Source organism: Microbacterium sp. CCNWLW41 (assembly GCF_037083505.1).
This window is the reverse complement of the sequence record NZ_JBAOJP010000010.1, coordinates 240,060-252,425: the sequence shown is the minus strand read 5'-3', so window position 1 is coordinate 252,425 and position 12,366 is coordinate 240,060. Positions and strand designations below refer to the sequence as shown.

General features: G+C 73.5%; 11 protein-coding genes. 1 reads left to right on the top strand and 10 read right to left on the bottom strand.

Annotated elements, in window-relative coordinates:
- Positions 1-103 precede the first annotated feature (103 nt).
- Together ligD and V6R91_RS29605 are read right to left on the bottom strand one after the other, a co-directional pair.
- Positions 104-1,135 (bottom strand): non-homologous end-joining DNA ligase, encoded by a 1,032-nt coding sequence (ligD, locus tag V6R91_RS29610; protein WP_336398272.1) that lies wholly within the window; start codon positions 1,133-1,135, stop codon positions 104-106.
- Positions 1,136-1,199: 64 nt separating this feature from the next.
- Complete coding sequence (locus V6R91_RS29605) at positions 1,200-2,369, bottom strand: SseB family protein (RefSeq protein WP_336398271.1); 1,170 nt, start codon at positions 2,367-2,369, stop codon at positions 1,200-1,202.
- 169 nt (positions 2,370-2,538) lie between these two features.
- Here V6R91_RS29605 and V6R91_RS29600 point away from each other — a divergent pair, with 169 nt between their 5' ends.
- Positions 2,539-3,078: a VanZ family protein gene (locus V6R91_RS29600; RefSeq protein WP_336398270.1), complete on the top strand. Its 540-nt coding sequence runs from the start codon at positions 2,539-2,541 to the stop codon at positions 3,076-3,078.
- Positions 3,079-3,099: 21 nt separating this feature from the next.
- On the opposite strand, the gene V6R91_RS29595 is transcribed toward V6R91_RS29600, so the two are convergent.
- Genes V6R91_RS29595 through V6R91_RS29560 form a run of 8 tightly spaced genes read right to left on the bottom strand, consistent with a single transcriptional unit; the run spans position 3,100 to position 12,365 of the window.
- Positions 3,100-5,550: an ATP-dependent helicase gene (locus V6R91_RS29595; RefSeq protein ID WP_336398269.1), complete on the bottom strand. Its 2,451-nt coding sequence runs from the start codon at positions 5,548-5,550 to the stop codon at positions 3,100-3,102.
- Positions 5,551-5,607: 57 nt separating this feature from the next.
- Positions 5,608-6,489 (bottom strand): CHAD domain-containing protein, encoded by an 882-nt coding sequence (locus tag V6R91_RS29590; protein WP_336398268.1) that lies wholly within the window; start codon positions 6,487-6,489, stop codon positions 5,608-5,610.
- 42 nt (positions 6,490-6,531) lie between these two features.
- Positions 6,532-7,020, bottom strand: a complete 489-nt coding sequence (locus V6R91_RS29585) for a glutathione peroxidase (RefSeq protein WP_336398267.1) — start codon at positions 7,018-7,020, stop codon at positions 6,532-6,534.
- 28 nt (positions 7,021-7,048) lie between these two features.
- The gene (locus tag V6R91_RS29580; protein ID WP_336398266.1) at positions 7,049-7,930 is read right to left on the bottom strand and encodes a MurR/RpiR family transcriptional regulator; all 882 of its coding nucleotides are present in this window, start codon (positions 7,928-7,930) and stop codon (positions 7,049-7,051) included.
- Positions 7,930-8,862 carry an N-acetylmuramic acid 6-phosphate etherase gene (gene murQ / locus V6R91_RS29575; RefSeq protein WP_336398265.1) on the bottom strand — a complete coding sequence of 311 codons (933 nt, stop codon included), beginning with the start codon at positions 8,860-8,862 and terminating at the stop codon, positions 7,930-7,932. Before murQ ends, V6R91_RS29580 begins: the two co-directional genes overlap by 1 nt.
- Positions 8,855-9,751, bottom strand: a complete 897-nt coding sequence (locus tag V6R91_RS29570; RefSeq protein WP_336398264.1) for an N-acetylglucosamine kinase — start codon at positions 9,749-9,751, stop codon at positions 8,855-8,857. The genes murQ and V6R91_RS29570 overlap by 8 nt, the downstream gene beginning before the upstream one ends.
- A complete protein-coding gene (locus V6R91_RS29565; RefSeq protein WP_336398263.1) occupies positions 9,748-10,959 on the bottom strand; it encodes an anhydro-N-acetylmuramic acid kinase in 1,212 nt (403 codons plus the stop codon). The genes V6R91_RS29570 and V6R91_RS29565 overlap by 4 nt, the downstream gene beginning before the upstream one ends.
- Complete coding sequence (locus V6R91_RS29560; protein ID WP_336398262.1) at positions 10,938-12,365, bottom strand: glycoside hydrolase family 3 N-terminal domain-containing protein; 1,428 nt, start codon at positions 12,363-12,365, stop codon at positions 10,938-10,940. Before V6R91_RS29560 ends, V6R91_RS29565 begins: the two co-directional genes overlap by 22 nt.
- Between the last annotated feature and the right edge of the window lies 1 nt (position 12,366).

Below are 12,366 nucleotides of genomic sequence, written 5' to 3'. Positions count from 1 at the left end.
ATGCTCAGGGGCCGGTCATTCCGGCTCCCAGCGAAGCTACGGAAGCGTCGTCGGCCCCGCGGCGGACGATGAGCCGTGCAACCGCCGTGCAATCGGGCGCGTCCTACTGCCAGTTCTCCGGGTTGATGCGACTGGGCTGCACGCGCGGCGGCTCGCCGGGCATCTTCGGGAAGTCCGGCGGGAAGGGCAGCTCGCCGAGCCCGGCGTCCAGATCGCGCCGCCACCACTCCAGCAGCGTGTCGATGCGCCCGGGCCTGGCGAGCAGCTCGGCCCACGGGTCGCCCTGGTCGGCGATGCGCTGCGGGACGCTGCGCACCGTGAAGGCGCCCGGGTCGACGCCGGCCTCCAGCTCGTCCCACGTCAGCGGGGTCGAGACCGTCGCCGTGGGGAGTGCGCGGGGGCTGTAGGCGCCCGCCATCGTGCGGTCGCGGTTGGCCTGGTTGAAGTCGATGAAGATGCGCTCGCCGCGCTCCTCCTTCCACCAGTTCATCGTGACCTTGTCTGGCAGGCGCCGCTCGAGCTCCCGGCCGGCGGCGATGACCGCGTGCCGCACGTCGAGGAACTCCCACTGCGGCTCGATGGGACAGAAGACGTGGATGCCGCGATTGCCGCTGGTCTTGAGGAACGCCGTGAGCCCCGCCTCGGCGAGCACGTCGCGCATGGTGGGGGCGACGGCGGCGGCATCGGCGAAGCCCGTCCCCGGCTGGGGGTCGAGGTCGATGCGCAGCTCGACGGGGTTGTCGGTGTTCGCGGTGAGCGAGGCCCACGGGTGGAACACGATCGTGTTCATCTGCACGGCCCACACCGCCGCGGCGATCTCGGTGAGGACGATCTGCGGATGCCGCCGCCCGCTGTTGTACGTCACCGTGCGCGATTCGACGAACGCCGGCGCGCCCTTGGGCGGGTTCTTCGAGTAGAAGCGCTCGCCCTCGACGCCCTCGGGGAACCGCTCGAGCGACACCGGCCGGTCGCCGTTGGCCGCCAGGAACGGCTCTCGCACCGCGATGAGGTACTCGGCCAGCTCCTGCTTGGTGATCCCGAGCTTCGGCCAGATCACGCGGTCGGGGTTTGAGATCCCCACCTCGCGATCGCCGTCGGGACCGGGAACGGTGAGGGTGATGCGCGGCGACGCCATGGATCCGACGCTAGCGGGGAGCCGCGACATCCGTCACCCCGCCGCCGCCGGTGACGTTGCGGCCTCAGCTCAGCGCGAGGACCGGGGCCAGCTCGTCGCGGGTGAGACGCAGCCACGGACCGGCGGGATCCACGAGCACGCCGGTGATGCCCTCGTCGGTGCGCAGGGCGCGCGACAGCTGCAAGGGCGTGATCGGCGCGGCGCTGTCGCCGCGTCCCATCACCGCGACCTCGAGCGGGTGGGAGTACACCTCGAGGTGGCGGGTCCCGTCGGTGCTGCGGCTCTCGGCCAGCCCGCGCGCTCCGCTCTCGGCGGTGCCGACCGCGACCCACAGCGGCACGCGCGTGAGCGCCTCGGCGACCTCCGTGGTCACCGCGAGGGTCCGCTCGGCGGCGAGCAGCGTCTTGAGGGTGAGCTTCGGGTCGGCCTGCTCGAGCGCCCGCTGCAGCAGCTCCTTGGGCAGCACGGCCCGCGAGGGCGACGACGCCGGGTCGAGGATGATCCCGTCGTGCGAGCTCGAGACGACGTGCTGGAGCACGGTGAGCACCGGCTGCGCCATCGCCGAGGTGTCGCCGTCGCCGTCGGCGCGCAGGCTCGCCTGCAGCGCCGCACCGCTGGAGTACACCAGCGCGAAGGTGCGCTCGCCCACGGTCGCGACGGCCAGCGGCAGTCCCTTGCCCTCGGCGAGCAGCGCTCGCGCGTCGCCCTTCACCCGCAGGAAGACGTGGCCCTGCAGCAGCTGGCGCGCGACGTCCAGCAATGCCTGCGCGGGAGGCGCGTCGCCGACGCGGCCGAGCGCGGCGTGCAGCAGCACGTTGTCGCGCAGTCCCGGGATCGTCTCGGTCTGCTCCGGGGCCGTGCGCATCCATTCCCGCACCCCGACCCGCGGGCGCTGCGCAGGGGGCGTGGTGGTGGCAGCGGCGGGCGTCGGTGTCGTCGCTTGGCCGGCGGGCCGGGATGTGGAGGGGCCGACGCCGAGCCCGCCGAACGACGAGACCGAGATGGGGACGGAGGCCGCGGCATCCGTGCCGGCCTCCGGCTGCGGGGCCGGAGCATCGGTCCCGGCCGGCGTCTCCGCGGCGGTGGCCGCCTCGGCCGGCGTCGCATCCGGCTGCCCCGCTGCCTCGGCGGCGGCGGGCTCCGGCGCGACCTCGGCGTCCGGCGCCGCGGCCGGCTCCGGCTCCGGCGTCGGCGACTCGGCGGGCTTCTTCGGACGGCGCGAGAACAAGGCCATTGCCCGAGCCTAACCCGCGTGCTCGACCCCGCGCCGCCACGAAGCGGCGGACCGTCGCGGCCGTCAGTGCCCCTGAACCCCGCCCATCCTGCGTCCGGTACGCCCCGCCCCGGAGACACCCCGGAGACGACCCGGAGACACGCGGCGCCGGGACTGACAGGATCGCCTCATGCCTGCGTGGGAGCGGTACGGGGACGTCGTGCTCATCGCGGTGCTGGCGGGCGTCCCCATCGGGGCGATCGTGGCCATCGTGCTCGCGCAGCGACGGATCGACCAGGGCTGGGAGCGCCGCTGGGCGTGGCGGGCGACGGTGGCGGACGTCGGCATCGTCGTCGGCACGCTGCCCTGGCTCTGGATGATCCTCGCGGCGCGGGCCGGCAGGAGCCGCATCGACCCGGTGCCGTTCCACGACCTCGTCGATCTGCTCTCCGACTCCGATGCCGCCGCCCAGATCGTGGGCAACCTGCTCGCCTTCGCCGCCGTCGGCTTCTTCCTGCCGATCCGCCTGCGCCTGGCCCGTCCGGGGCTGGTCCCCCTCGTGGTCGCGCTCATCGTCGCGGGGCTCGCGCTCGTCGTCGAGGTGCTCCAGTTCGTCCTCGACCTCGGCCGCGTCGCGTCGGTGGACGACATCCTGCTCAACACCCTCGGCGCGCTGGTGGCCTCGGTCGCCTCGGTCGCCTGGTGGCGGTCGCGGCTGGGTCCGGACTGAGGATCGGCCGACGGAAGCGGGTCAGAGCTTCTCGATGGGCGCGATCTTGATCAGCAGCTTCTTCGGGCCCGCGGCGTCGAAGCGCACGTGCGCCACGCGCTTCGCGCCGTCGCCGGTGACGGCGTCCACGCGTCCTTCGCCGAAGTCGTCGTGGCGGATGCGGTCGCCCGGCGCCAGCACGAGGTCGCCGTTGTCGCGCACCTTCGACGGGATCCGGTTCGCGAAGCGCTCGAGGTTCGCCGACGGCTCGCGCCGGGCCAGCGGCACCAGGTCGTCGCCGTACCGCTTGCCGGAGCCGCCGAACCCCGACCCCGAGCCGCGCCGCGCGTTGAGCGCCCGCGACTGGGTGCCGCCGCGCGAGTTGACGTCGCCCGGCGACTGGCGCCAGTTGAGCAGCTCGGCGGGGATCTCCTGCAGGAAGCGGCTCGGCATCGCCACCGTGACCTCGCCGAACTGCGCGCGGGTCATCGCCAGCGACAGGTAGAGGCGCTTGCGGGCGCGCGTGATGCCGACGTAGAACAGTCGCCGCTCCTCCTGCGGGCCGCCGGGCTCCCCCGCCGAGATGCGGTGCGGGATGAGGTCCTCCTCGACGCCCGTGACGAACACGGCGTCGTACTCGAGGCCCTTGGCGGTGTGCAGCGTCATGAGCGAGACCGAGCCCGAGGCGTCTTCGAGGTCGTCGGCGTCGGACACCAGCGCGACCTCGGTGAGGAAGTCCAGCAGCGTGCCCTCGGGGTTGTTGCGCGCGAACTCGCGGGCGACGGCCACCATCTCGTCGAGGTTCTCGATGCGCGCCTCGTCCTGCGCGTCCTTGCTGGCGCGCAGGGCGTCGTAGTAGCCGCTCTTGTTCAGCAGCAGCTGGAGCCCCTCGGCGACCGCCGTGGGCGGTGCGAGCTCGCCCGACGACGGGAGCATGATCTCGGATGCCTCGGCCAGCACCGCGTCCAGATGCGCGATGGCGGCCTGGATCTTGGGGCCGACGCCCAGCGCGGACGAGTTCGCCAGCGCGTCGCGGAACGTGATCTGCTCGCCGACGGCGTAGCGCGAGATCGTCTCGATGGTGACGTCGCCGATGCCGCGCCGCGGCCGGTTGATGATGCGGCGCATCGCCATCTCGTCGGCGGGGTTCGCCACGGCGACGAGGTAGGCCAAGGCGTCCTTGATCTCGGCGCGCTCGTAGAACTTCGTGCCGCCCATGATCTTGTAGGGCAGCGCCGAGCGGATGAAGATCTCCTCCAGCGCACGGGACTGCGAGTTGGTGCGGTAGAACACCGCCATCTGCGAGTAGTCCACGCCCGCGCGCCGCAGCACCTCGATCTCGTCGGCGACGAACTGCGCCTCGTCGTGCTGCGAGTACCCGGTGAAGCCGACGATCTGCTCGCCGGCGCCCACGTCGGTCCACAGCTTCTTGTCTTTGCGGTCGAAGTTGTGGCCGATGACCGCGTTCGCGGCCGACAGGATGTTCTGCGTCGAGCGGTAGTTCTGCTCGAGCAGCACCACCTTGGCGCCCGGGAAGTCCTTCTCGAACTCGCTGATGTTGCGGATGTCGGCACCGCGGAAGGCGTAGATCGACTGGTCGGAGTCGCCGACGACCGTGAGCGAGGCGCCGTCCTCGGCGGCCGGCTCGGGCTCGAAGATCATCATGCCGCCCGACGCCGCGACGGGCGCGGCATCCGATCCCGGCGGCCGGGTCAGCTCGTGGATCAGCGCGTACTGGGCGTGGTTGGTGTCCTGGTACTCGTCGACGAGCACGTGACGGAACCGGCGCCGGTACACATCGGCGACCTGCGGGAACGCCCGGAACAGGAAGACCGTCTGCGCGATGAGGTCGTCGAAGTCGAACGCGTTCGCGCGCTGCAGCTCGCGCTGATACGCCGCGAACAGCTCGACGAAGACCCGCTCGGCGGGGTCGTTCATGTTCGCGGTGCGGGCGTAGGACTCGGCGTCGGCCAGCTCGTTCTTCAGGCGCGAGATCTTCGACTGCGTCGCGGCCGGCGTGAGCCCGAACGCGTCGGCCTCATGCTCTTTCACCAGGCGCTTGATGAGCGCCCGCGAGTCGCCGGAGTCGTAGATCGTGAAGGACTTCGTGAAGCCGAACTGCTCGGCCTCGCGCCGCAGGATGCGCACGCACGCCGAGTGGAACGTCGAGATCCACATGCCGCGGGCCGAGTCGCCCACGAGCTGCTCGACCCGCTCGCGCATCTCACCGGCGGCCTTGTTGGTGAACGTGATCGCGAGGATCTGGCTCGGCCACGCCTCGCGGTTGCGCAGCAGCGACGCGATGCGCCGGGTCAGCACGCTCGTCTTGCCCGAGCCCGCGCCCGCGACGATGAGCAGCGCCTGACCGCGGTAGGTCACGGCTTCGCGCTGCGGAGGATTGAGGCCTGCCAGCAGGTCGTCGTCCGCGCGCGCGGACGACGCGCGCGGACCGATGTCGCTGCCGACGATGATGGGGGTGCTGGCGTCGGTCATTGCCCGTCAAGTCTAGGCGCGCGCACCGACACCGACACCGCCGCGGGCGCGGGGACGTCAGGGCAGGTCGGATGCCGCCGCCCGCAGCTGACGGACCGCGGGGCCGACATCGCTCAGCAGGTCATCGGCGGCGTCGTCCGCGAGCGCGGCGAGTGTCTCGTAGTCCTCGGACCACTGCCCGGCGTGCGCCGCGCGGGCCCCCTCCTGGCGGGCGTGCCGGGCCAGCAGCGTGAGGTCTCGGTGCCCGCCGAGCGCGTCGTGGAGGTCGTCGCCCGCCTCGGCGATCGCCTGCACCGGCTTCGGCAGGAAGTCCGGGACGGCGTCCGCGATCGCCTCGGCGACGTACCTGGCCCGTCGGGCGGCCTTGCGCAGGTCGTGGAACCGCTCGGCCGAGTCGTCCAGCCGGCGCTCCGCCTTGCGGACGCGCTTCACCTGCGCGCGCAGCACTTCCGCCAGCACCGCCGTGGCCGGGCTGTCGTGCGCCACGACGTGCATCTCCTCGACGAAGCGGCGCAGCACCCGGCCGCGCTCCTGCGCCCGGGGTGACGCGGCGAGCTCGACGAGGCGCGCGTGGGCAACCGGATACGCCTCGCGCTCGCTGTCGACGAGCCTGCGGACGACCGCCGGGTCGTCGATCCCCGCGAGCTCCAGCGTCTCGGCCGCGACGCTCGCCCGCACCTCGATGTCGCGCACGACCCCGAGCTGGCTCCCCCACTCGGCGTACGCGACGCGGAGCCGCTCGGTCTGGCGGGTGTCGAAAGACTCCTCGAACCCGGCCAGCACGCTGCGCAGCCGCCGCACCCGCACGCGGTGCTGGTGCACGCCGTCCGGCTCGTCGGCCAGCGCCGGCGCCTCGGTGCGGGCCACCTCGTCCGCCGCGCGGCGCATGATGTCGCCGAGCACCGTCCCGATCGCGAGGTCCTTCTGCGCACCGCCCACGCCCCGAGCCTAGAGGTGGCCGGGCGCCGCGCACCGCATCCGCTAGTCGCCCGGCAGCCAGGCCTCGATCGCCTCGACGACCTCGGGCGCGTCGGGCGTGGTCTGCGGCGCGAACCGCTTGACCTCGCCCGTGGGGCTCACCAGGAACTTCTCGAAGTTCCATGTGATGCGGCCCTGCTTGCCGTCGAGGTCGGGGGTGCCGGTCAGCTCCTGATACAGCGGATGCGCGCTGCGGCCGTTGACGCGCACCTTCTCCGACATCGGGAACGTCACGCCCCACGTCGTCGAGCAGTACTCGGCGACAGCCTCGTCGCTGGACAGCTCCTGCAGGAACTGGTTGCTCGGGAACCCCACGACCGTGAAGCCGCGGTCGGCGTACGCCTTCTGCAGCGCTTCGAGCTGCTCGTACTGGGGGCTCAGCCCGCACCGCGACGCCACGTTGACGACGAGCGCCACGCGGCCGTCGACCAGCGCGCCGAACGTGGTCTGCTCGCCGCGGATGGTGGTGACGGGGATGTCTTCGAGAGTCATCGGGTGCCCTTTCCGATCGGTGCGGTGCTCAGAAGCTTACGGCGGTTCCGGGGTCAGGGCGCCGGGAACTGACGGCGTCGTAGGTGCGCCGGAGGCTCTCGGTCATGAGCGGGAAGTCCTGCCGCAGAACGAGCACGAAGAGCATGTCGATGAGCGCGAGCTGCGCGATGCGGCTGGCCATGGCGCCGCTGCGGAAGCGGCTCTCGCGGACGCTGGTGTGCAGCACGATGTCGCAGACGTCGTCGAGCGACGACTCGGCCGCGTTTGTGATGCCGATCGTCAGGGCGCCGGTGCGCCGCGCCGTCGCCAGGAAGTCGAGGGTCTCGCGGGTCTCGCCGCGGAAGGAGACGCCGACCGCGACGGACGCGTCGTCGAGCAGGGCGGCCTGCACGAGGGCGAGGTGGATGTCGACTGACACGGCGGCCGGCTTGCCGATCCGGCTGAGCTTCTGGAACAGGTCCTGCGCACTGAGCGACGAGGCCCCCGCGCCGTAGAGCTCGATGCGACGCGCCGAGCGGAGCGCGTCGACCGCGCGGGCGACAGCATCCGTGTCGAGCATCTGGGCGGTGTCCTGGATCGCCTGGACCTCCTGGAACGCGATCTTCGCGACCGTGTCGGCGATCGAGTCGTCGGAGCCGATCTCGCCCTCGGCGATGTCGAAGCTGACCCGCTGCGCCTGATCGCGGCTGAGCGCGGCGATGACGTCGAGGCGGAACTCGCGGTAGCCGGGGTAGCCGAGGCTCTGGCAGAACCGGGCGACCGTCGACTGGGACGCCTCGCTGACATCGGCGAGCCGCATGATCGTCGAGGTGCGCACGACCTCGGGGTCGGCCAGCACCGCGTCGGCGACCCGGCGCTCGGACGCGCTGAGGCGGTCGCGCGACTGGCGCACGCGGAGCAGGACGTCCATCACACCGCCTCGCGCGTGCGGTCCAGCGCCTCACGCAGTCGCCCCTGGGTGTCCGACAGCGCGCGAGCCGCGGCATCCGCGGTCAATCCCCTCATGCACATCAGTATCGCGGGCTTGACCTCCCACCCGGTGTCGGCGAGCGCGCGGCGCGCCAGCACAGGGTCGGCGTCGGCCACTCCCATCACCGTGCGCACCGCCCGGGCACGGAGCTTCTCGTTCGTCGCGCGCACGTCGACCATGCGGTTGCCGTAGGTCTTGCCGATGCGGACCATGGCGAAGGTCGAGATGGTGTTGAGCACGATCTTCTGCGCCGTGCCGGCTTTGAGCCGTGTCGACCCGGCCACGAGCTCGGGCCCGACGATGACCTCCACCCCCACGTCTGCGGCCGCCGACAGCTCCGAGTCCTGGTTGCAGCTCACGCCGACCGTTGCCGCGCCGCGCGCCCTGGCCTCGGCGATCGCGCCGAGCACATAGGGCGTCCGGCCCGAGGCGGTGAGCCCCACCACGCAGTCGTCGGGGCCCACGCCCGCACGCGCGATGTCGGCGCGGCCTGCGGCGACGTCGTCCTCAGCATTCTCGACGGCCCACTGGATCGCCCGCTCGCCGCCCGCGATGATGCCGACGACGCGCTCGGCCGGCTCGCCGAACGTCGGCGGGATCTCACTGGCGTCGAGGATGCCGAGACGACCGGGCGTCCCGGCGCCGACGTAGAGGAGCCGCCCGCCCCGCTGCATGCGCTCGGCGGCGGCGTCGACGGCGGAGGCGAGCTGGTGCGACGCGTCGGTCAGCGCGTCGGTGACCTGCCGGTTGTGGTCGATCATCGCCGCGACGAGCTCGGGCGTGGTCATGAGGTCGAGGTCGCTGAAGTCGGGGTCGATCGCCTCGGTCGTGAGCGAGGCGAGCTGGCGCCGCAGATCGTCCAGGTCAACCATGGCGCACCACGTTCCTCTCATAGACGCTGCCCGGCGTGCGGGCGATGAACTCCGCCCCGGCCAGCGCGTCGCCGAACGGTTCGGCCACGGCGAGCCCTCGATCGCGCAGACGGGCGCGCAGCGCGTCGCCGAAGACGCCGGATCCCGCGATGCCGCCCAGGAGGCAGTAGGGGCTGGATGCCGCGGAGCAGGCCGTCACGACCGCCTCGACCCCCCGGTCGACGATGCCCCGGGCGACGGCGTCGCCGGAGGCCGCCGCCTCGAGCACGAACGGGGCGAAGCGTGCGAGCTGCCGGGCCGGCGCCGCCGTGTCGGCGACCCACCGGGGCAGCGTGCTGAGGGGTGCGTGCAGCTCGAGTGCGGCGGCCGTGAGCGCGGTGGCCGGTCCGCGCCCGTCGTGCGCGGCGAGCACCGCCCGCAGGCCCTCCTGGCCGATCGCGCGGCCGCTCCCCTCGTCGCCGAGCCACGGGCCCCAGCCGTCCACCTGCGACAGCGCGCCCGCGCCGTCGAGGGTGAGCAGCACCGTCCCGGTGCCGACGATGACGATGGTGCCCGGGGTCCCGGCGAAGGCGCCGGCGTGGGCAGTGACGGCGTCGCTGGTGACGGCGACGGGCGCCTCGACGTGCGCGGCGACGCGCTCGGCGAGCGCCTGCGCCGCCGCGGGCGCGGCTTCGGCACCGGCCGCGCCCACGCCCATCGACGAGACGTTGCCGCGCATCCCCGCCGGCAACTCGCCCAGGGCGGCGACGATCGCGGTGAACGCCCGCGCGTCGCCTTCGGCGTCGGCGAGGCCGGGCACTCCCGCCGCGGCGGCGGATGACACGGTGGTGCCGGAGGTCGCTCGAACGCGGCATCCGGTCTTTCCGAGATCGACGGCGACGATGCTCACGATCGCTCCTCTCGTGTGTGCGCGCGCAGGCGGCGCGGCGGCGGTGCCGCGGGGACGGTGGGCGGGACAGGCAGGGGTGCGGCTGACAGGTCCCATTGGCCGGCGACGGCGGCGCGGCCGGCCGGGGTGCCGGGAAGCTCGAGGGGGACGCGGGCCGCCGACAGATAGGCCAGCAGGGCGAACATGACGGCCTCGCGCGCGTCGGCCGGGATTCCCCATGCGTCGCTCGGCTCGACCGGGACGCCGAGATGCTCGCCGAGTCGTGCCATCAGCACGGGGTTGCGCGCGCCGCCGCCCGAGACGACGACCCGGCCGATATCGGGGGCGGTGCCCGCGAGCGCGTCGGCCACCGTCGTGGCGGTGAGCTCGAGGAGCGTCGCGCAGACGTCGGCGAGCGGCAGCTCACGGCCGTCGAGGGCCTCGTCGACCGTGCCGATCGTGAACGTCTCGCGGCCGGTGGTCTTGGGGGCGGTGAGCGCGAAGTACGGATGCGCGCGGAGACGTGCGAGCAGCGCATCGTCGACCCGTCCGGCACGTGCATGCGCGCCGTCGCGGTCGAAGGTCTCCGCGCCGTCGGTGGCCCGGCTGATCCACGCGTCGAGCAGCGCGTTCGCGGGTCCCGTGTCGAAGCCGGACGCGCTCCCGTCGGCCTGGACGACCTGGACGTTGGCGATGCCGCCGAGGTTCAGCGACGCTACGGCGACGCCGGTCTCCTCGGCGGACGCCGCCAGCCACCGCTCGTCGAACGCGGTGATGAGCGGCGCACCCAGGCCGCCGGCGGCGACGTCGGCGACGCGGAGGTTGAAGACCACCGGGCAGCCGGTGGCGCGGGCGATCCAGGCCGGCTCGCCGACCTGCAGCGTGCCCCACACCGCGCCGCCCTGGACGCCGTGGAACACGGTCTGCCCGTGCGAGCACACCACGTCGACGGGGTCGGCGTCAGAGGCGAAGCGCACGGCCGCGCGCGCGAACGCCCGTCCGACGGCGGTCTGCAGCGCGCACCACTCGGCCGGATCGAGCCGGCCGCCGTGCACCGCGCGCAGCACGAGGCTCCGCTCGTCGGGACGCCATGGCTCGGTGCCCCACCGCTCGATCTCCAGGTCGAGGCCGTCGTCGGACGGCTCGATGACGACCAGCGCCGCGTCGATTCCGTCGGCGCTCGTCCCGGACTGCAGCGCGAGGACCCTCACCGGCTCTCCCCCGCCCATGACCGCACGATCGCGGACGATAGCCGCGAGTCGGCGCCGAGCTGCACGACCGCGGCGTCGAAGCCGCCGGGGATGGCGCCGACGTTGACCACGACGCTCTCCCCCGCGGCGCGTACGCGCTCGATCACCGCCCGCTGCGCGGCGCTCGGCCGATCGGCCACGACGACGGTGACGCCGGAGCCTCCGCCGGACGCGGGCCCCGCGAGCTGCCGCAGCGTGTCGACGACGGGGACGGCCCGTGTCGCGGCCGCCTGCGTGGCACCGGCGCGCGCGTCGACGATCCGCTCGATGCGGGCGAGCGCCGAGACGGCGGACGGATCGGATGCCTCCGCCAGCGCGGCCCCGATCGCCGCGACGTCATCGGGGGCGACGGACATCGGAGCCGTGGCATCCGTCTCGCCCTCCCCGGCCGTGCGCGCGGCGGTCATCCGCGCAGCCAGCCAGGCCACGCGGCCGTGCGCCTCGCGCAGCCGCTCCGGCGCGAGGCGACCGTCGTCGAGCGCGGCGGCGATGGCCGCGGTGACCTCGGCGTACTGCGCGGCCGCGTCCTCGCCCTTGAGCTCGGGATTGCCGAGGCAGACCAGGTCGGCGCCCGCGGCCAGAGCGCGAGCCGCCCCGCCCCCGAGACCGTACGTGTCGGCGATGGCGGCCATGTCGACGGCATCCGTCATCACCACGCCGTCGAAGCCCTCGGCCCGCAGCCGGGCGATCGCGTCGGGGTTGACGGTGACCGGCTCGGCGCCCCACTCCGCAACCACGATGTGCGCGGTCATGACGGCGGGCACGCCCTCGCGGATCGCGGCGGCGAAGGGCTCGGCATGACGCGCGACCGTCGCTGCGGGCACAGTCGGCAGGCCGCGGTGCGAGTCGACGTCGGTGTCGCCGTGGCCGGGCCAGTGCTTGACGCAGGCCGACACACCCTGGCGGGAACGGATGCCGCGCGCCGTCGCCGCGACCCGCGCGGCGACCTCGTACGGGTCGGCGCCGAACGACCGGGCTCCGATCACGGGGTTCGCCGGGTTGTCGTTGACGTCGGCGCTCGGCGCGAGGAGGAGGTCGATCCCCGCCCGACGCGCGCGCTCGCCGAGCACCGCCCCGACCCGCTCCGCGACCGCGGTCGACACCAGGCCCAGCTGCGCAGGCGACGGCAGGGTCGAGCCGTCCCGGCCCTCGAGTCGCGTGACGACGCCGCCCTCCTCGTCGGCCGCGACGAGCGTCTCGGGGCGCACCGCGCGGATGGCGGCGGCCAGACGGGCGGTGCCATCGGGATCACCGGCGTCGACGTTGCCGGCGAAGAGGCACACGCCGCCGAGCCCGCGCTCGAGCTCGGCGCGCAGCCACTCCGGGAGCTGCGGACCGGCGAATCCGGGCAGCAGGACGCCAGGCACCAGTTCGTGGACGCCCATG